This window comes from Streptomyces sp. WG5 (assembly GCF_049974565.1).
Taxonomy (GTDB): domain Bacteria; phylum Actinomycetota; class Actinomycetes; order Streptomycetales; family Streptomycetaceae; genus Streptomyces.
In genome coordinates, this window is the sequence record NZ_JBNGGC010000009.1 from 155,686 (window position 1) to 175,273 (window position 19,588).

Annotated in this window: 13 protein-coding genes and 1 pseudogene; 6 read left to right on the forward strand and 8 right to left on the reverse strand. The window is 73.1% G+C overall.

What is annotated here, in order from left to right; all coding sequences use genetic code 11:
* Window positions 1-47: 47 nt before the first annotated feature.
* Both ACP4IX_RS11840 and lgt read left to right on the forward strand, forming a co-directional pair.
* Window positions 48-821, forward strand: a complete 774-nt coding sequence (locus ACP4IX_RS11840; protein WP_426555448.1) for a DsbA family protein — start codon at window positions 48-50, stop codon at window positions 819-821.
* Window positions 822-929: 108 nt separating this feature from the next.
* A complete protein-coding gene (gene lgt / locus ACP4IX_RS11845) occupies window positions 930-1,934 on the forward strand; it encodes a prolipoprotein diacylglyceryl transferase (RefSeq protein ID WP_426555449.1) in 1,005 nt (334 codons plus the stop codon).
* Window positions 1,935-1,994: 60 nt separating this feature from the next.
* Here lgt and ACP4IX_RS11850 read toward each other — a convergent pair whose 3' ends face one another.
* From ACP4IX_RS11850 to ACP4IX_RS11875, 6 genes and pseudogenes are all read right to left on the reverse strand, one after another.
* A complete protein-coding gene (locus ACP4IX_RS11850; RefSeq protein ID WP_426522882.1) occupies window positions 1,995-2,819 on the reverse strand; it encodes an HpcH/HpaI aldolase/citrate lyase family protein in 825 nt (274 codons plus the stop codon).
* Window positions 2,816-4,048, reverse strand: coding sequence for a CaiB/BaiF CoA transferase family protein (locus ACP4IX_RS11855; protein ID WP_426555450.1), 1,233 nt, complete (start codon window positions 4,046-4,048; stop codon window positions 2,816-2,818). Before ACP4IX_RS11855 ends, ACP4IX_RS11850 begins: the two co-directional genes overlap by 4 nt.
* A complete protein-coding gene (locus tag ACP4IX_RS11860) occupies window positions 4,030-5,409 on the reverse strand; it encodes an ADP-ribosylglycohydrolase family protein (RefSeq protein WP_426555451.1) in 1,380 nt (459 codons plus the stop codon). The genes ACP4IX_RS11855 and ACP4IX_RS11860 overlap by 19 nt, the downstream gene beginning before the upstream one ends.
* Window positions 5,397-6,575, reverse strand: a complete 1,179-nt coding sequence (locus ACP4IX_RS11865; RefSeq protein WP_426522879.1) for an ADP-ribosylglycohydrolase family protein — start codon at window positions 6,573-6,575, stop codon at window positions 5,397-5,399. The genes ACP4IX_RS11860 and ACP4IX_RS11865 overlap by 13 nt, the downstream gene beginning before the upstream one ends.
* 14 nt (window positions 6,576-6,589) lie before the next feature.
* Window positions 6,590-7,909, reverse strand: coding sequence for an ADP-ribosylglycohydrolase family protein (locus tag ACP4IX_RS11870; RefSeq protein ID WP_426555452.1), 1,320 nt, complete (start codon window positions 7,907-7,909; stop codon window positions 6,590-6,592).
* Between the two features lie 407 nt (window positions 7,910-8,316).
* Window positions 8,317-9,300: pseudogene (locus ACP4IX_RS11875) on the reverse strand (ADP-ribosylglycohydrolase family protein); the annotation flags it as partial.
* Between the two features lie 233 nt (window positions 9,301-9,533).
* Here ACP4IX_RS11875 and ACP4IX_RS11880 point away from each other — a divergent pair.
* The 3 genes from ACP4IX_RS11880 to ACP4IX_RS11890 all read left to right on the forward strand — a co-directional run bounded on the left by ACP4IX_RS11880 (window position 9,534) and on the right by ACP4IX_RS11890 (window position 16,721).
* Window positions 9,534-10,265, forward strand: coding sequence for a VIT1/CCC1 transporter family protein (locus ACP4IX_RS11880; RefSeq protein ID WP_426522877.1), 732 nt, complete (start codon window positions 9,534-9,536; stop codon window positions 10,263-10,265).
* A gap of 452 nt (window positions 10,266-10,717) precedes the next feature.
* A complete protein-coding gene (gene gltB, locus ACP4IX_RS11885) occupies window positions 10,718-15,265 on the forward strand; it encodes a glutamate synthase large subunit (RefSeq protein WP_426555487.1) in 4,548 nt (1,515 codons plus the stop codon).
* Entirely contained in the window at window positions 15,258-16,721 is a 1,464-nt protein-coding gene (locus ACP4IX_RS11890; protein WP_426522876.1) for a glutamate synthase subunit beta, read from the forward strand. The genes gltB and ACP4IX_RS11890 overlap by 8 nt, the downstream gene beginning before the upstream one ends.
* Window positions 16,722-16,825: 104 nt before the next feature.
* Here ACP4IX_RS11890 and ACP4IX_RS11895 read toward each other — a convergent pair whose 3' ends face one another.
* Both ACP4IX_RS11895 and ACP4IX_RS11900 read right to left on the reverse strand, forming a co-directional pair.
* On the reverse strand, window positions 16,826-17,728 hold the full coding sequence (locus ACP4IX_RS11895; RefSeq protein WP_426522875.1) for a chitosanase: 903 nt from the start codon (window positions 17,726-17,728) through the stop codon (window positions 16,826-16,828).
* A gap of 13 nt (window positions 17,729-17,741) precedes the next feature.
* Window positions 17,742-18,671 carry a rhomboid family intramembrane serine protease gene (locus ACP4IX_RS11900; protein WP_426555453.1) on the reverse strand — a complete coding sequence of 310 codons (930 nt, stop codon included), beginning with the start codon at window positions 18,669-18,671 and terminating at the stop codon, window positions 17,742-17,744.
* Window positions 18,672-18,824: 153 nt separating this feature from the next.
* Between ACP4IX_RS11900 and ACP4IX_RS11905 the strand changes: the two genes are divergently transcribed.
* Window positions 18,825-19,547, forward strand: coding sequence for a vWA domain-containing protein (locus ACP4IX_RS11905; protein WP_426522873.1), 723 nt, complete (start codon window positions 18,825-18,827; stop codon window positions 19,545-19,547).
* The last annotated feature ends 41 nt before the right edge of the window (window positions 19,548-19,588 follow it).

A 19,588-nucleotide genomic window follows, 5' to 3' on the forward strand; every position in this document is an offset into this window, starting at 1 on the left:
CTGGGACCGGGGAGGCGCGCTGCGCCTCCCCGGTTCGTTCTGCGGGTGTGAGCGAGAAGAACCGAGAGGGAAAGCGCACCGCCCGTCAGAAGCTGGCGGCCGAGCGAGAGAAGCAGAAGTCCAAGGACAAGCGCCGCCGCGCGCTGATCGTCGGCGCGAGCGTGGTCTGCGTCCTGGGGCTCGCGGCGGTGATCGGCGTGGTCGCCGCGAACGCGGGCAAGGACGACGGCAGCGAGTCGGCCGGTCCGGTCGTGGCGCCCTCCGGGGCGCAGGGCAAGGACAGCCTCGCGATCCCCGTCGGCAAGGAGAGCGCCAGGTCGACGCTCACCATCTGGGAGGATTTCCGCTGCCCGGCCTGCAAGGGCTTCGAGCTGGCGTACCGCGACACGATCCACGAGCTCACCGAAGCCGGGCAGCTCAAGGTCGAGTACCACCTGGCGACGATCATCGACGGCAACATGGGCGGCACCGGCTCCCGCAAGGCGGCCAACGCGGCGGCCTGCGCCCAGGACGCGGGCAAGTTCACGCCGTACCACGACGTGCTGTTCGCCAACCAGCCGGCGGAGTCCGACGACGCCTTCGCCGACGAGGACAAGCTGCTCGACCTGGGACGCAAGGTCGACGGCCTCGACACCCCCCTCTTCCAGGAGTGCGTCGAGAACGGTACGCACAACAGCTGGGTGGAGAAGTCCAACAAGGCCTTCCTCGACGGCGACTTCGGCGGCACGCCGACCGTCCTGCTGAACGGCAAGAACGTCTACCAGGACCGCTCCATGACCCCGGAGAAGCTGAAGCAGATGGTGCGGGACGCCGACAAGTAGCGCGGCGGCGGAGCGTCCGGGAGGACGCTCACTCCGTCCGCCCGTTACGGACCCGTAGCCGGGCTGCCCTCCGCGGGTCCCGTCCGACACGGTAGCGTCGACCCTGCCATGGAACTTGCCTTCATTCCCAGCCCGTCGCGCGGGGTGCTGAACCTCGGTCCCATCCCGCTGCGCGGCTACGCGTTCTGCATCATCATCGGCGTCTTCGTTGCCGTCTGGCTCGGCAACAAGCGCTGGGTCGCCCGGGGCGGGCGGCCCGGCACGGTGGCCGACATCGCGGTCTGGGCCGTTCCGTTCGGCCTGATCGGCGGCCGGCTCTACCACGTGATCACGGACTACCAGCTGTACTTCAGCGAGGGCCGTGACTGGGTCGACGCCTTCAAGATCTGGGAGGGCGGTCTCGGCATCTGGGGCGCGATCGCGTTCGGCGCGCTGGGTGCCTGGATCGGCGCCCGGCGCATGGGCGTCCCGATGCCCGCGTACGCCGACGCCGTCGCCCCCGGCATCGCCCTCGCCCAGGCCATCGGCCGCTGGGGCAACTGGTTCAACCAGGAGCTGTACGGCAAGGCCACCGACCTGCCGTGGGCCGTGGAGATCACCTCGTCGGCCGACGGCCGGGTGCCGGGCACGTACCACCCGACGTTCCTCTACGAGTCGCTGTGGTGCGTCGGCGTGGCCGTGCTCGTCATCTGGGCCGGCCGCCGCTTCGAGCTCGGCCACGGGCGGGCGTTCGCGCTGTACGTCGCCGCGTACTGCGTGGGCCGGTTCTGGATCGAGTACCTGCGCGTCGACGACGCCCACCACATCCTGGGCCTCAGGCTGAACAACTGGACCGCGCTCTTCGTGTTCCTGCTGGCCGTGGTCTACATCGTGCTCTCGGCGCGGATGCGGCCGGGACGGGAGGCCGTGGTCGAGCCGAGGGCACAGTCGTCCGCCGGTGACGCCGGGGACGACGCGAAGGACGCCGACGCCGGCTCCGAGGACGCCGAAGCCGCCACGGAGGACGCCGACGCCGGTTCCAAGGACGCCGGGGACGCCACCTCGAAGGACGAGACCGACGAGAAGGACGTTGACGACGTGAAGGACGGAGCCGACTCGGCCAAGAAGGGCTGACGGCCCGCCGCCGTACGTCGCCGAGGGCGCCCGGGACTCTCCGGGCGCCCTCGGCGTGTGTCAGGACAGGGCGGGCCGCCGGGCCAGCGACAGGGTTCGCCGGGCCGTCGCCACCACCGCCGCGTCGACGAACCGCCCGTCCGGCAGCGCCAGCGCGCCCGGCTGAGCGGTGGCCGCCTTGACGATCGTCTCCGCCTCCTCCAGCTCCCGCTCGGTGGGCAGGTACGCCCGCTCGATGATCGGCAACTGACGCGGGTGGATCGCGGCGCGCCCCAGGAAGCCCAGGGCACGGCCGTGGGCGCAGGACGCCGCCAGGCCCTCGAGGTCCCGGATGTCCGGATGCACCGTCTGGGCCGGCGGCGCCAGGCCGGCCGCCCGCGCGGCCACGACCACGCGCGAGCGCGACCAGTCCAGGCCGGCGTCGCCGCGTACGCCGAGGTCGGCGCGGAGGTCCGCCTCGCCGAGGGCGATGCCGCGCAGCGACGGATGGGCGCGGGCGACGAGGTACGCCCGCTCCACGCCGAGGGCCGACTCGATCAGGGCGTACAGCGCGGGCCCGCCGGTGGCCGCCGCGACGCCGGTGATCTGCTCGGGGGACGTCACCTTGGGCAGCCGCAGCCCGGACAGCCCGGGCAGCGCGGCCAGTGCCGCCAGGTCCGCCGCGGCGAGCGGCCCGTCCAGGGCGTTGACGCGGACGTGGACCGGCACCGGCTGCGGCTCGGTGAGCAGCTCGGCGGTGGCCTCGCGGGCGTAGGCCTTGCGGTCCGGGGCGACCGCGTCCTCCAGGTCGACCACGACGACGTCGGCACCGGCGGCCAGCGCCCCGGCGACCACCCGGGGCCGGTCCCCGGGGGCGTACAGCCAGGTCAGCGGGGGTGCGGTCATACGACGCCCTCCTCGCGCAGTTCCTTCACGTCCGCCGGGGTGAGGCCCAGCTCGGTCAGCACCTCCTCGGTGTCGGCGCCGTGCGGGCGGCCCGCCCAGCGGATCGCGCCGGGGGTCGCGGAGAGCCGGAAGAGGACGTTCTGCATGCGCAGCGGGCCCAGTTCGGGATCGTCGACGGTGGTGACGGTGTCGAGGGCCTGGTACTGCGGGTCGGCCATCACGTCCCGTACGTCCTGGACCGGGGCGACCGCCGCCTCGGCCTTCTCGAAGGCGGCGAGCACGTCGGCGCGGCTGTGCCGGGCGATCCAGTCGCCGACCGCCGCGTCGAGCACGTCGGCGTGCCGGGCCCGGTCCGCGCCCGACGCGAACCAGGGCTCGTCGATCAGCTCCGGGCGCCCCACCAGGCGCATCACGCGCTCGGCGACCGACTGGGCCGAGGTGGAGACGGCGACCCAGGTGCCGTCGGCGGTGCGGTAGGTGTTGCGCGGGGCGTTGTTCTGCGAACGGTTGCCGGTGCGCGGCTGGACGTGGCCGAGCTGGTCGTACCAGGTGGGCTGCGGGCCCAGCACGGTCAGGATCGGCTCGATGATCGCCATGTCGACGACCTGGCCCTCGCCGGTGCGCTCGCGGGCGGCCAGCGCGGTCATCACGGCGTACGCCGTGGCCAGGGCGGCGATCGAGTCGGCGAGGCCGAACGGCGGCAGCGTCGGCGGGGCGTCCGGCTCGCCGGTCATCGCGGCGAAGCCGCTCATGGCCTCGGCGAGCGTGCCGAACCCGGGGCGGCGCGCGTACGGGCCGAACTGGCCGAAGCCGGTGACGCGGGTGAGGACCAGGCGGGGGTTGACGGCGGACAGTTCGTCCCAGCCCAGGTCCCACTTCTCCAGGGTGCCCGGCCGGAAGTTCTCGATGACGACGTCCGCGGTCGCGGCGAGGCGGAGGAGCGTGGTGCGGCCGGCGGGCCTGGACAGGTTCAGGGTGATCGTGCGCTTGTTGCGGCCCAGCAGTTTCCACCACAGGCCGATGCCGTCCTTGGAGGGGCCGTGGCCCCGGGAGGGGTCGGGCCGGTCGGGGTGTTCGACCTTGACGACCTCGGCGCCGAAGTCGCCGAGCAGGGTGGCGGCGAGCGGACCCGCGAAGAGGGTGGCGAGGTCGAGGACGCGCAGACCGGTCAGCGGGGAGGCCGGGAGAGCCGGGGAGGCGGGGGCAGGGGTCACGTGGGGCTGGGGCATGGGCGGGTGGCCTCCCGGTGGGTGAGGTGGGCGAGGGTGTCGAAGCCGGTGCCGTCGAAGCCGCCGACCGAGGTGGCCAGGCGGTTCTTCAGCGGGGCCGTCCAGTGCTCGGGCAGGGCGGCGGGGGAACCGGCGAGCAGGCCGGCGACGCTGCCGGCGGTGGCGCCGTTGGAGTCGGTGTCCCAGCCGCCGGACACGGCACGGGAGACCGAGCCGGTGAAGTCGCCGTCCGCGTGCGTGAGGGCGGCGGCGATCAGGGCCGTGTTGGGGACGGCGTGGACCCAGTGGTGGGTGGGGGAGTACCGGGCGTGGAGCGCGTCCACGACCGTGTCGAAGTCGGTGTGCGTCCCGGCGAGGCGGACGGCGTGGCGGACGGCTGCCGCGAGGCGGGAGCCGGGCGGTACGACCGCGAGGCCCGCGCGCAGGCAGGCGTGGACGTCGTGGGCGCCGGTCGCGGCGGTGGCGATGACGGCCGCCGCGAACATCGCCGCGTAGACGCCGTTGGCGGTGTGGCTGAGGGTGGCGTCGCGGTGCGCCTGCGCGGCCGCGGCGGCCGGATCGCCGGGGTGGGTCCAGCCGTGCACGTCGGCGCGGATCAGGGCGCCGATCCACTCGCGGAAGGGGTTGCGGTGGCGGGCGGTGTGCGGGGGTTCGAGGCCGGTGAGGAGGTTGCGGTAGGCGAGGCGTTCGGCGGTGAAGGTGCGGCCGGCGGGGAGCTCGTCGAGCCAGAGGCGGGCGACGTCGGCGGTGGTGAAGGCCCTGCCGTGGCGTTGCAGGAGCAGCAGGCCCAGGAGGGGGTGGTTGAGGTCGTCGTCCTCGGGCATGCCGTCGATGTTCTCCGCGAGGGAGGTGGGCGCGGAGCGGCGGTTCCAGGGGTGGGCGGCGAGGAGGTCCGCGGGGACGCCCCGGGCGGTGAAGTAGGTGGTCGGGGGCCAGTTGCCGGCGGCCCGGGCGAGGAGCCGGATCCCGGTCAGGGGGAGCTTCTCGACCGGTTTGCCGAGGAGGCAGCCGGCGGCCCGGCCGAGCCAGGCGGCTTCGAGGCGGGGGCGGGACACGGTGACGGCCGAGGCGCGGGGCGCGGGCCAGTCGGGGCACAGGGCCCTGATCCGGTCCAGGTCCGTGGGCTCCGCGTCGGCCAGGGGACTCGGCAGGCCGGACAGTTCGTCCAGCAGGTCCTCCGCGAGCAGCCGAAGGCGGCGGGGGGCCGGCCGGGCGGACGCGCCCGCCCGGGCGGGGGCCTCGCAGCCGCCCGCCGCCCGCCAGCGCGCCGCGACCGACGACGCGTCCCGGCCGTCCAGCGCCGCCTGGCGCACCTCGTGGCCGACGAGGTCCTCGGGCTGGACCCAGGTCAGCCGGAGCATCCCGCACCTCCGATCGCGGTGAACGCCCGCTCGTGCGCGCGGCGCCGCGTCACGTCGCGTTCGAAGACCTCCCGGGCCACCGCGGTGAGTACCGACGCCGGTTGCCACAGGTCCAGGCGGCTCGCCTCCGCGACCGTCTTCGCCCAGTCCTCCGGGACCGGTGAGCCCAGCGCCCCGGCCAGCGCGCCCGCCATCGTGGCGATGGAGTCGCAGTCCCGGCCGTAGTTCACCGCGCCGAGGACGGCGTGCCGGTAGTCGCCGCCGGAGACGAGCAGCATGCCGAGGGCGACGGGCAGTTCCTCGATCGCGTGCAGCCGGGACGGGCGGCGGGCGCCGAGCGAGGGCGCGCGGTAGTCGGCGCCCACCGTGTCGTACGGGGCCACCGCGTCCCGCAGCGGTGCGAGCGCCGACTCGAAGTCCGTGTACCGCGAGGCCACTTCGCAGACCGCCTCGATCGCCGCCCGGGTGCCGTCCTTGGCCAGGGACAGACAGGCGGCCACCACCGACTCCGGTGTCGCGCCGGGCAGGCAGGCCGCGGCCACCGCAGCCGCGAGGACACCGGCCGCCTCCCTGCCGTACGACGACTGGTGCGCGCCCGCGACGTCCAGCGCCTCGGCGTAGGCGCCCGCCGGGTGGCCCGCGTTGACCAGGCCGACCGGGGCCATGTACATCGCGGCACCGCAGTTGACGATGTTGCCGGTGCCCGCCTCGCGCGGGTCCACGTGGCCGTAGTGGATCCTCGCCACCAGCCACTTCTCCGCCAGGAAGATCCGCTGGAGCGGGAGGGCCTCCGCCTCCAGTTCCGGAATCCAGCGCGGGGTGGTCACCAGGTCCGGGACCAGGTGCTCCGCAACCGCGTAGGCGTCGAGGTGGTCGCGGACCGTGTCGTACACCCGTACCAGCGCGTGGGTCATCAGGGTGTCGTCCGTGACGTGGCCGTCGCCCTTGTGGTACGGGGCGATGGGGCGGGCGGTGCGCCAGGCGCCGCCGTTCCAGGGGCCGACGACGCCGTGGACGCGACCGCCGTGGCGTTCGAGGATCTGCTCGGGGGAGTAGCCCTCGACCGGGCCGCCGAGCGCGTCGCCGACGGCCGCGCCGACGAGGGCGCCGGTGACGCGCTCCTCCAGGGCCGGCGTGCCGCTTTCCGCTGTTCCGGATGTCCTCATGTCGTGTCGCGTCCTCATGTCGTGTCGCGGTCTTCGCAGCCTGTGCGGCCTTCTGGTCGTTCTCGTGGTTCTCGTGGTCCTCGCCGGGACGGTTGCGTGGCGTGCAGGAGTCCGGCGAGTTCGACCAGGTCGGTGCCGGTGAGGCGGGGCAGTACGCAGCCGGGGAGCGTGCGGCAGGCCTCCCTCCAGGACGCGGGGACCGACGTGCCGCCGCCCAGCGCGCCGGTGAGGGCGCCGGCCAGTGCGGGAGCGGAGTCCGCGACCCTGGAGAGACAGGCCGCCGCCGGTACCGCCTCCGCGACGCGGCCCCGGGCGGCGGTCGCCAGGGCGAGGGCGACCGGGACGGTCTCGGCGGCGGCGATGCCGTAGCTGTAGACGTGATCGACGATCCTGTGCTCCAGCAGCGGTACGAGCGCGAAGGTGCTTTCGGTGTCCGTCGCCAGGGCCAGTGCCAGGCGGGCGTTGCGGCCGATCTCCGTCTCCTCGGGCAGTTCGGCGAGCGCGGCCGCCACACAGGTGCGTACGCCGGCGCCGTCGAGGGCGCACGCCAGTGCCGCGGCCATGGCGCGGGCGCCGTGCACGCCGTCGCCGTCCTGGGTGTAGCGGGCGTCGAACTCGGCGAGGTCGGCGGCGAGCCGCGGGGCGCCGGGGTGGGCGACGGCGAGGACGCAGGCCCGGACGCAGGCGGCGTCGTCGAAGTAGTGCGGGTTGTCGTGGCCGGTGGCGGGCGGGCGCAGGCCGGTGGCGAGGTTGCCGAGCCCGGCCCGTACCGAGATGCGGGCCCGCAGCGGCAGCACCGCCGACTCGACCTCGGGGGCGCGGTCCGCCGCCGCGGCCACCTCGCTGGCGACGGCGTTCCAGGTCAGGTCGATCGCGGCCCGCATCCGCCGCTCCCGGCTGAGGTCGCCGAGCGCGGTGTCGTCCCCGGCCCGCAGCACCGCTTCCGCCGCGAACGCGGCCCACTCGGCGTCGTCGGAGGGGCCGAGGCGGAGCGGCTCCGAGGGCTGGTTGAGGGCGATGGGGACGGGGAGGGTGGTGGTCGCGTTCTGCTCGGCGAAGGTGTCCAGCTCGCGGGTGAGGCGGCGCGTCCACTCGGGCATCCGGGCGGCCCGGTGCCGGGCGGCGGGCCAGCCGGCGGCGTCCCCCGCGGCGAGTCCGAGGAGGAGGCCCTCGATGCGGTCGGGCCCCGCCGTCGTGCGGGCCGGCGTGGCGGACCCGGGCTCGGGCCCCGGCCGGTGTCCGCTCCCGGCGGGCGCCGACCGCTCCGGCGCGCCGGGCGGGGCGACGTACGCGGTGGTGGCCGGCCCCTCACCGGCGGCACGGGACCTGCTCACGGCCGCACCCCCGCCGCCGCGTCGCCGTACGGCGGGGGCGCGGGCCTTGCGGGCCCCACGGGCTGTGGGCGCTCTGGGTGGTCTGGGTGCTCTGGGTGGCCTGGGTGCTCGTCGCCGTGCTCCGCGGACGCGCCGCCCGGTACCGGTGCGAGCCGGTCGTCGGGTGCGGGCTCCCGCCCCTGCTTCGATACCGGTCCCAGTCCGAGCGCCGGGCCGCCGGGCTCCGGTACGGGACCGTCGGCGGGCTCCGGTACGGGACCGGTGAGCCGTGCGGCGTGCCCTCCTGGGGCAGGGGCAGGGGCAGGGGCAGGGGCAGGGGCGGCGCGGGGTCGAGGTCTCTCGTCCCGTGGACCGTCCCAGGCCCGGGCGGTGCGTGAGCGGTCCTGCGGGTGCTCCGCGTCCCGCGTCAGCAGATCGGCCACCTCCAGCACGTGGTGGCCCGCCATCGCGGGCAGGCAGCTGCCGCGGGCCGGACCGATGGCCGCCGCCCACTCGGCCGGGATGGCGGCGGCGCCCCGGGAGGCGCCGGCCAGGGCGCCGGCCACCGCCGCCGTGGTGTCGGCGTCGCGGCCCATGTTGACGGCCGTCAGCACGGCGTCCGTGAAGTCGCCGTCGGCCGCCGCGTACGCGCCGAAGGCGAGGGCGACCGCCTCGGGGGCCAGGTCGGTCCACGGGTAGCCGCCGATGACCACGGCGGAGCGGACGGCGCGTTCGCCGAGGTGGGCCGCCGTCATCGCGCGGCGCAGACAGCGGGCCGTCCAGGAGTCGTCCGGGACGACGGCCAGGGCGGAGGCCACGACCGCGACGGTCGGTGCCCCCGCCATCGCCGCCGCGACACCCGCCGCCACCGCCTGGCCGCCGTAGATGCCCTCGCCGTCGTGGCTGACCGAGCCGTCGATCGCCACCAGCCGGGCCGCCTCGGCGGGCCGTCCCGCCGCGAACACTCCGTGGGGCGCGGCCCGCATGGCCAGTCCGTCGCTCCAGGCGTGGCGGTGCTGGGCGGAAACGGGGGCGGCCAGACCGCGGCGCAGGTTCTCCAGGGTGCCGCGTTCGCTGAAGCCCGCGCCCCGGAACGGGCCCTCCTCCCGGTCCGCGATCCACTCGTGCCAGGCCGTCTCGACATGGCCGGGGGTGAGCGCGGAGCCGTACCGGGCCAGCAGCAGGCCGGAGAAGATCGCGTACTCGGTGTCGTCGGTGCCGGCCGGCTTCTTGGCCACGTATCCCGTGATCCGTCCCCAGCGGGCGCGGATCTCGGAGGGCAGCATGTTCTCGGCCGGTGCCCCGAGGGCGTCCCCGACGGCCAGCCCGAGCAGCGCGCCCCGGGCCCGTTCGCGGAGTCCGACGGCGTCCCCGGGCGCGGGGGCCGGGGGAATGCAGGCGGTGGATGCCATGCGGCCTCTCCTCTCCCTTTGCTGATGTGTCCCCGGTGCGGTGCGTCGCGCAGCCTCACAGGCCTCAGCGTCACCCGGTCGACATATGTGCAGGCAAGATCACGTATGAGCGCAGGAGGGTAAAACCGCAGGTAAGCCCAGCCTTTCCTTGCTGGCGACGCGGACATCACGGGCATAGATTGGGCGTTGTCGAGAAGTAGAACGTGTCCAAACCAGCTTCCCGGGGAGCCCTCATGGCCATCATCGAGACCGAGGCGCCGCTGCACGAGGCGCACCGCGACAACCACACGCACCGCGACGTGAACGGCGGCTGGCTGCGCCCCGCCGTCTTCGGTGCGATGGACGGCCTGGTCTCCAACCTCGCCCTGATGACCGGTGTCGCGGGCGGCGCGGCCGGTCAGCAGACCGTCGTGCTGAGCGGGCTGGCCGGACTGGCCGCCGGCGCCTTCTCCATGGCCGCCGGCGAGTACACCTCCGTCGCCTCGCAGCGCGAGCTCGTCGAGGCCGAGCTGGACGTGGAGCGCCGGGAGCTGAGGAAGCATCCGGCGGACGAGGAGGCCGAGCTCGCCGCGCTCTACGAGGCCCGCGGCGTCGAGGCCGGCCTCGCCCGCGAGGTGGCCCGTCAGCTGTCCCGCGACCCCGAGCAGGCCCTGGAGATACACGCCCGCGAGGAACTGGGCATCGACCCCTCCGACCTGCCGTCGCCGCTGGTCGCGGCCGTTTCGTCGTTCGGGTCCTTCGCGCTGGGTGCCCTGCTTCCCGTCCTGCCGTTCCTGCTCGGCGCCAGTGCGCTGTGGCCCGCGGTGGTGCTCGCGCTGGCCGGGCTGTTCCTGTGCGGCGCGGTGGTCGCCAAGGTCACGGCACGCAGCTGGTGGTACAGCGGACTGCGGCAGCTCGCGCTCGGCGGCGCGGCGGCCGGTGTGACGTACGTCCTGGGCAGCCTGTTCGGGACGGCCGTAGGATAGCGCGGCTCGAACTTATGCGCCCGAACGCATAAGTAACCGTTGCGTGCGGGTTTCGAGTGTGTGATCCCCGGGCATGAGCCGTAAGCGCCGTAGGCAATGAGGCCTGCCGCACACCCGCGGAGTGAGCGACGACGCTTCCTCCGCGCCTCGGGCCGACGGACATCGATCTGTCCGCCACGGCCCCCACAGCCTCCACCGCCGGGTGCGGAACCCCCGCCGCGCCCCTCGGTGTCCGCATGTCGGAACGGATTATCCCGCTGTCCGAGAACCGCTCCATCATGTAACCTGCACCAAATTTTGCACACGCAGAGGGCCAGCGTCGTCCCTCGGCACTGCTCCCCCAGAGCCCAAGGGCCTGGGAGGTCCCCAGCCAGATGACGACGACGGGAGAGCCGATGCGTACGCCGCGCCAGCCGTCCCAGCACTCCGCGAGTGGCCAGAACCGGTCCTTCATGGATGCTCGCCCTGCCGCGCAGGGCATGTACGACCCCCGCAACGAGCACGACGCCTGCGGCGTCGGATTCGTCGCCACCCTCACCGGCGAGGCGTCCCACACCCTGGTCGACCAAGCGCTCACCGTGCTGCGCAACCTGGAGCACCGGGGAGCCACCGGCTCCGAGCCCGACTCGGGCGACGGCGCGGGCATCCTCTCCCAGGTGCCGGACGCCTTCTTCCGCGAGGTGGCCGGATTCGAACTGCCCGAGGCCGGGGCGTACGCCGTCGGCATCGCCTTCCTCCCGGTGGACGGCACCGAGGACGCCGTCTCGCGGATCGAGGCGATCGCGGCCGAGGAGGGCCTCACCGTCCTCGGCTGGCGCGAGGTCCCGGTCGCCCCGCAGATGCTCGGCGCCACCGCCCGTTCGACCATGCCGGTCTTCCGCCAGATCTTCGTGACCGACGGTACGTCGCAGGGCATCACCCTCGACCGCCACGCCTTCGCGCTGCGCAAGCGCGCCGAGCGCGAGGCCGACGTCTACTTCCCGTCGCTGTCCGCGCGGACCATCGTCTACAAGGGCATGCTGACCACCGGCCAGCTGGAGCCCTTCTTCCCGGACCTGTCCGACCGCCGCTTCGCCTCCGCGATCGCGCTCGTGCACTCCCGGTTCTCGACGAACACCTTCCCGGCCTGGCCCCTCGCCCACCCGTACCGCTTCGTCGCGCACAACGGCGAGATCAACACGGTCAAGGGCAACCGCAACTGGATGGTCGCCCGCGAGTCCCAGCTCGCCTCCGACCTGTTCGGCTCGTCCACGGACCTGGAGCGGCTCTTCCCGATCTGCACGCCGGACGCCTCGGACTCCGCCTCCTTCGACGAGGTCCTGGAGCTGCTGCACCTCGGCGGGCGTTCGCTGCCGCACTCCGTGCTGATGATGATCCCGGAGGCGTGGGAGAACCACGAGTCCATGAACATCAAGGACTCGGCCCGGCGCGCCTTCTACCAGTTCCACTCCACGATGATGGAGCCCTGGGACGGCCCCGCCTGCGTCACCTTCACCGACGGCACCCAGGTCGGCGCCGTACTCGACCGCAACGGCCTGCGCCCCGGCCGCTACTGGGTCACCGACGACGGCCTCGTCGTCCTCGGCTCCGAGGTCGGCGTCCTCGACATCGACCCCGCGAAGGTCGTCCGCAAGGGCCGCCTGCAGCCCGGCCGCATGTTCCTCGTGGACACCGCCGAGCACCGCATCATCGAGGACGACGAGATCAAGGCCCAGCTCGCGGCGGAGCAGCCGTACGCCGAGTGGATCGAGGCCGGCGAGATCGAGCTGTCCGACCTGCCCGAGCGCGAGCACATCGTGCACACCCACGCCTCGGTCACCCGCCGCCAGCAGACCTTCGGCTACACCGAGGAGGAGCTGCGCGTCATCCTCGCGCCGATGGCCAAGGCCGGCGCCGAGCCGATCGGCTCCATGGGCACCGACTCGCCGATCGCCGCGCTCTCCGACCGCCCCCGGCTGCTCTTCGACTACTTCACCCAGCTCTTCGCCCAGGTCACCAACCCGCCGCTGGACGCCATCCGCGAGGAACTGGTCACCTCCCTGCGCTCCTCGCTGGGCCCGCAGGGCAACCTGCTGGACCCGACGGCCGCCTCCTGCCGCAGCGTCCTGCTGCCGTTCCCGGTGATCGACAACGACGAGCTGGCCAAGCTCATCCACATCAACGCCGACGGCGACATGCCCGGCTTCAAGGCCGCGACCCTCTCCGGCCTCTACCGGGTGCACGGCGGCGGCGACGCGCTCGCCGCCCGCATCGAGGAGATCTGCGCCGAGACCGACGCCGCCATCGAGAACGGCGCCCGGCTGATCGTCCTGTCCGACCGCCACTCGGACGCCGAGCACGCGCCGATCCCGTCGCTGCTGCTCACCGCGGCCGTCCACCACCACCTCATCCGCACCAAGCAGCGCACCCAGGTGGGTCTGCTGGTCGAGGCCGGCGACGTCCGCGAGGTCCACCACGTCGCCCTGCTCATCGGCTACGGCGCCGCCGCGGTCAACCCGTACCTGGCGATGGAGTCGGTCGAGGACCTGGTCCGCGCGGGCACCTTCCTGCCCGGCGCCGAGCCCGAGCAGGCCATCCGCAACCTGATCCACGCCCTCGGCAAGGGCGTCCTCAAGGTCATGTCCAAGATGGGCATCTCCACCGTCGCCTCCTACCGCGGCGCCCAGGTCTTCGAGGCCGTCGGCCTGGACGAGGCCTTCGTCGAGAAGTACTTCAACGGCACCGCCACCAAGATCGGCGGCGTCGGCATCGACGTGATCGCCAAGGAGGTCGCCGCCCGGCACGCCAAGGCGTACCCGGCCAGCGGCATCGCGCCCGCCCACCGCGCCCTCGACATCGGCGGCGAGTACCAGTGGCGCCGCGAGGGCGAGCCGCACCTGTTCGACCCGGAGACGGTCTTCCGCCTCCAGCACTCCACCCGCTCCGGCACGTACGACATCTTCAAGAAGTACACCGAGCGCGTGAACGAGCAGTCCGAGCGCCTCATGACGCTGCGCGGCCTGTTCGGCTTCAAGAGCGACCGGCAGCCGGTCCCGATCGACGAGGTCGAGCCCGTCTCCGAGATCGTCAAGCGCTTCTCCACCGGCGCCATGTCGTACGGCTCCATCTCCCAGGAGGCGCACGAGACCCTCGCCATCGCCATGAACCAGCTGGGCGGCAAGTCCAACACCGGTGAGGGCGGCGAGGACCCGGAGCGCCTGTACGACCCGGCGCGCCGCTCCTCGATCAAGCAGGTCGCCTCCGGCCGCTTCGGCGTCACCTCCGAGTACCTGGTCAACGCCGACGACATCCAGATCAAGATGGCCCAGGGCGCCAAGCCCGGCGAGGGCGGCCAGCTGCCCGGCCACAAGGTGTACCCCTGGGTCGCCAAGACCCGGCACTCCACCCCCGGCGTCGGCCTGATCTCCCCGCCCCCGCACCACGACATCTACTCCATCGAGGACCTGGCCCAGCTGATCCACGACCTGAAGAACGCGAACCCGCAGGCGCGGATCCACGTCAAGCTGGTCTCCGAGGTCGGCGTCGGCACGGTCGCGGCGGGTGTGTCGAAGGCCCACGCGGACGTCGTCCTCATCTCCGGCCACGACGGCGGCACGGGCGCCTCCCCGCTGACGTCGCTCAAGCACGCGGGCGGCCCCTGGGAGCTGGGCCTCGCCGAGACCCAGCAGACCCTGCTGCTCAACGGCCTGCGCGACCGGATCGTCGTCCAGACCGACGGCCAGCTCAAGACCGGCCGCGACGTCGTCATCGCCGCGCTGCTGGGCGCCGAGGAATTCGGTTTCGCGACCGCGCCGCTCGTCGTCTCCGGCTGCGTCATGATGCGCGTCTGCCACCTGGACACCTGCCCGGTCGGCATCGCCACCCAGAACCCGGTGCTCCGCGACCGGTTCTCCGGCAAGGCCGAGTACATCGTGAACTTCTTCCGGTTCATCGCCGAAGAGGTCCGCGAGATCCTCGCCGAGCTGGGCTTCCGCTCCATCGAGGAGGCCGTCGGCCACGCCGAGACCCTCGACGTCACCCGCGCCGTCCACCACTGGAAGGCACAGGGCCTCGACCTGGAGCCGCTGTTCCACGTGCCCGCGCTGCCCGAGGGCGCGGTGCGCCACCAGACGGCCGTCCAGGACCACGGCCTGGAGAAGGCCCTCGACAACCAGCTGATCAAGCTCGCGGCGGACGCGCTCGGTGCCACGGACGCCACCGACGCCGCCCCGGTGCGCGCCCAGGTCGCCATCCGCAACATCAACCGCACGGTCGGCACCATGCTGGGCCACGAGGTCACGAAGAAGTTCGGCGGCGCGGGCCTGCCCGACGACACCGTCGACATCACCTTCACCGGCTCCGCCGGCCAGTCCTTCGGCGCCTTCGTCCCGCGCGGCATCACGCTGCGCCTGGAGGGCGACGCCAACGACTACGTCGGCAAGGGCCTCTCCGGCGGCCGGATCGTCGTCCGCCCGGACCGGGGCGCCGACCACCTCGCCGAGTACTCCACCATCGCCGGCAACACCATCGGCTACGGCGCCACCGGCGGCGAGATGTTCCTGCGCGGCAAGGTCGGCGAGCGCTTCTGCGTCCGCAACTCCGGCGCGCTGGTCGTCTCCGAGGGCGTCGGCGACCACGGCTGCGAGTACATGACCGGCGGCCACGCGGTCGTCCTCGGCGAGACCGGGCGCAACTTCGCGGCCGGCATGTCCGGCGGCATCGCCTACGTCATCGACCTGGACCGCGACAACGTGAACGCCGGCAACGTGAACGCCGTCGAGGCACTGGACGACACCGACCGCGCGTGGCTGCACGACGTCGTGCGCCGGCACCGGGAGGAGACGGGCTCGACCGTCGCCGAGAAGCTGCTCGCCGAGTGGCCCACCGCCGTGGAGCGCTTCAGCAAGATCATCCCCAGTACGTACAAGGCAGTGCTCGCCGCCAAGGACGCCGCCGAGCGAGCCGGTCTCTCCGAGACCGAGACCACCGAGAAGATGATGGAGGCGGCGACCAATGGCTGACCCCAAGGGCTTCCTGAACCACGGACGCGAGGTCGCCCGGACCCGCCCCGTCGACGAGCGCGTCAAGGACTGGAACGAGGTCTACGTCCCCGGCTCCCTGCTGCCGATCATCAGCAAGCAGGCCAGCCGCTGCATGGACTGCGGCATCCCGTTCTGCCACAACGGCTGCCCGCTCGGGAACCTGATCCCCGAGTGGAACGACTACGCCTACCGCGAGGACTGGCAGGCCGCGCAGGAGCGCCTGCACGCCACCAACAACTTCCCGGAGTTCACCGGCCGCCTGTGCCCGGCCCCGTGCGAGTCGGCGTGCGTCCTCGGCATCAACCAGCCGCCGGTCACCATCAAGAACGTCGAGGTCTCCATCATCGACAAGGCGTGGGAGACCGGGGACGTCGCCCCGCAGATCCCCGAGCGCCTGTCCGGCAAGACCGTCGCCGTCATCGGCTCCGGCCCGGCCGGCCTCGCAGCCGCCCAGCAGCTCACCCGGGCCGGCCACACCGTCGCCGTCTACGAGCGCGCCGACCGCATCGGCGGCCTGCTGCGCTACGGCATCCCCGAGTTCAAGATGGAGAAGCGGCACATCAACCGCCGCATCGAGCAGATGCGCGCGGAGGGCACCCGCTTCCGCACCGGCGTCGAGATCGGCCGCGACCTCAAGGCGACCGACCTCAAGAAGCGCTACGACGCCGTCGTCATCGCCGCCGGCGCCACCACCGCCCGCGACCTGCCGGTCCCCGGCCGCGAGCTCAAGGGCATCCACCAGGCCATGGAGTACCTGCCCCTGGCCAACAAGGTCCAGGAGGGCGACTACGTCGCCCCGCCGATCACGGCCGAGGGCAAGCACGTCGTCGTCATCGGCGGCGGCGACACCGGCGCCGACTGCGTGGGCACCGCCCACCGCCAGGGCGCGGCCTCCGTCACCCAGCTGGAGATCATGCCCCGGCCGGGCGAGGAGCGGGACGCGGTGCGCCAGCCGTGGCCGACCTTCCCGATGCTCTACAAGGTCACCAGCGCCCACGAGGAGGGCGGCGAGCGGGTCTACGCCGTCTCCACCACCCACTTCGAGGGCGACGAGGACGGCAACGTCCAGTGGCTGCACATGAGCGAGGTCGAGTTCGTCGACGGCAAGCTCACCCCGAAGCCGGGCACCGAGCGCAAGATCCCGGCCCAGCTGGTCACCCTCGCCATGGGCTTCACCGGCACCGACCGGGAGAACGGACTGGTCGACCAGTTCGGCCTGGAGCTCGACGCACGGGGTAACATCGCCCGGGACGCCGACTTCCAGACCAACGTGCCGGGTGTGTTCGTCGCCGGCGACGCCGGCCGCGGCCAGTCGCTCATCGTCTGGGCGATCGCCGAGGGCCGCTCCGCCGCCCGCGGCGCCGACCGCTTCCTGACCGGGGCCAGCGAACTGCCGGCCCCGATCCGCCCGACGGACCGCGCCCTCGCGGTCTGACGGACGGAACAACCGAAGAACGTCCCGCACAAAGGCGTGCGGAACATGATGGCGCCTGCCCTGTCCCCGACCGGACAAAGGGGCAGGCGCCGTCGCATGCGCGCCTACGGCAGCCGGTACGTCTGCCCGTACATCTCCCACACCAGCGGCGTGTCGAGCTTCATGTTCCCGGCCTCCAGGAACCGCCGCTGCGCCGTGTCGACGCGGGAGGTGTCGATCCCCGGACGCCGGGCCCGCATGGCGTCGCGGCGGACGTCCAGGAAGGCGTCCAGGTAGGTCTTCTCGACGCCGCCCTGCCCCGGCGTCTTCGCCTTGCCCATGGCCTGCTCGCGCAGCCCGTAGAAGCCGTCGGCGCTCGTGTCCGGGCCGTGGAAGACCATCGCGTCGAAGTACACGAACTGGCCCAGCGTGCCCAGGCCGTCCAGCTTGGCCAGGCGGACCGCCGGCTCGAAGTAGACCCGGTCGCGCTCCTCCTCCTGCGCCGCACGGAACGCCGGCAGCTCCGCCTCGGCCTGCCAGGCGGCCGTGAAACCGGGGTCGAGGCCCTCGTGCGAGTCGCTGCCGTCCACCTCGCGCAGGGCGGGCAGGTACGCCGCCAGACCGTTGCCCGGGTGGGCCTCGGTGTAGCGCTCGACCAGCGTGAGCAGGTCGTGCGTGCCGGTGCAGAAGCCGATGATGCCCGCCGTGTAGCCGCACCCGTCGCCGAGGTCCTCGATGACGCCGTAGGAGGTGCGCCACTTCGTGGTCGAGTTCTCGGCGCTGGACACCAGCTGCTGGGCCAGCTCCTTCTTCGCGGGGGCGGCGAGCCCCGGCGGCAGGTCGGCGATCAGCGCGTCGTCCGCCGCCCGCTCCTGCTCCGCCCGGCTCTTCGCGTCCTCGCGGGACGACTGGGCGGTGGACACGGGCGGCGCCACCGGGGCGTCGGCCGAGTCCGTCGGCATCACGAAGTACACCCCCGTGGCGATCACGGGAACGGCCGCGAGGAGCAGCACACCGGCACGTTTCATCGGGGAATACCTCTCATAGGGAAATGCCTCCACCTGTCAGTTGCGACACCTTGACCGCCGCCGTCACCGCCAGCAGCACCACCAGCCCGGCGCACGCTCCCGCCTGCACCGCCACCCGGCGCCCGTCCCGGGGCGCGTACGCGAAGGCCAGGGCCGGCACGCCGCCCGCCAGCAGGCCGCCGAGATGACCCTGCCAGGAGGTGAACCCGGCGGACACCACCAGCCACAACAGCAGGAGGGCCATGAAACGGTTGACCGAGGCCATGTCCGCGCCCAGACGGCGGTGCAGGACGTAGTACGCGGCCCCCACACCGAAGATCGCGCCCGAGGCGCCGACCGAGGACTGCCCGGAGTCACCCAGCACCAGTTGCAGGACGGAACCACCGAGCGCCGACAGCAGGTACAGGACCACGAAGCGGACCCGGCCGAGCATCAGCTCCACCACCCGCCCCAGCTGCCACAGAGCGACCATGTTCATGGTGAGGTGCAGGATCCCGAAGGTGCCCTCGAACGGCGACAGGTGGAGGAAGGCACTGGTCAGCATCCGCTCCCATTCGCCGGCGGCGACGCCCTCCGCCCGGAAAAGCCCGAAGTAGGCACCTTCGTAGACGTAGTGCCCGCCGTCCGGGCCGACCAGCCGCGCACCGACCATCGAGAACCGGTCCACGATCTCCGGCCGCACCACCTCCGCCAGGTACACGAGGAGGTTGAGCCCGAACAGGACGTACGTCACCACGGGCGTCGCCGAGACCCGGCCGCCCGCGAGGGTCCGGGCCTGCCGGACCGACCGCGCCCCCTCCCGCACGCACTCGGGGCAGTGGTGGCCGACGGACGCCTCCCGCATGCAGTCCGGGCAGATGTGGCGCTCGCAGCGGGTGCAGCGGACATGGCACTCCACCGCGGGATGGCGGTAGCAGGTGGTGACGGTGGACTCGGAATCCACGGCCGGCTCCTCGGGACGGACGGACGGTGAGCCGGTGGGGACGGCGGCGAACAAAATAGCGAATGCCTGTGGACGAGCTGAGAGGCGGGGTGCGCCGTGCCGTAACCTCGGCAGCCAGATGTCGTAAGTCCCAGGAGCGACGGGGGAGTCCGCATGGCCGCGATCAGTCTCACCAAGGTGCGGGAGACCGCGCCCGCACTGGTCGATCCGTACCGGAGCGCCGGGGTGTCGCTGGCCAAGCACGGACTGGAGGGGACCCGGGCGGCCGTCTACCTCGTCGTCGACTACTCCGGCTCCATGAAGCCGTACTACAAGGACGGCAGCGTGCAGGCGCTCGCCGACCAGGTCCTCGGACTGTCCGCGCACCTCGACGACGACGGCACCGTGCCGGTCGTGTTCTTCTCCACCGACGTCGACGCCGTCACCGAGATCGCCCTCGCCGACCACGAGGGGCGGATCGAGCGGATCGCGGCCGGCCTCGGGCACATGGGCAAGACCAGCTACCACCTGGCCATGGACGCCGTCATCGACCACTACCTCGACAGCGGCGCCCGCCACCCCGCCCTGGTCGTCTTCCAGACCGACGGCGGCCCGATCAACCGGCTCGCCGCGGAGCGGTACCTGTGCAAGGCGGCGACGCTCCCCCTGTTCTGGCAGTTCGTCGGCTTCGGCGACCCGGACAGCCGCCAGTTCGAGTACCTGCGCAGACTCGACGAACTGGCGGTGCCGGACAAGCGGGTCGTCGACAACGCCGGGTTCTTCCACGCGGGCCGCGACCCGCGGAAGGTGACCGACGCCGAGCTGTACGACCACCTGGTGGGCGAGTTCCCCACGTGGCTGGTGGCCGCACGCGCGCAGGGCATCGTACGGCCCTAGGCCGTACCGCCCGGGAGCGCCGGAAGGACGCCGGAGGAACG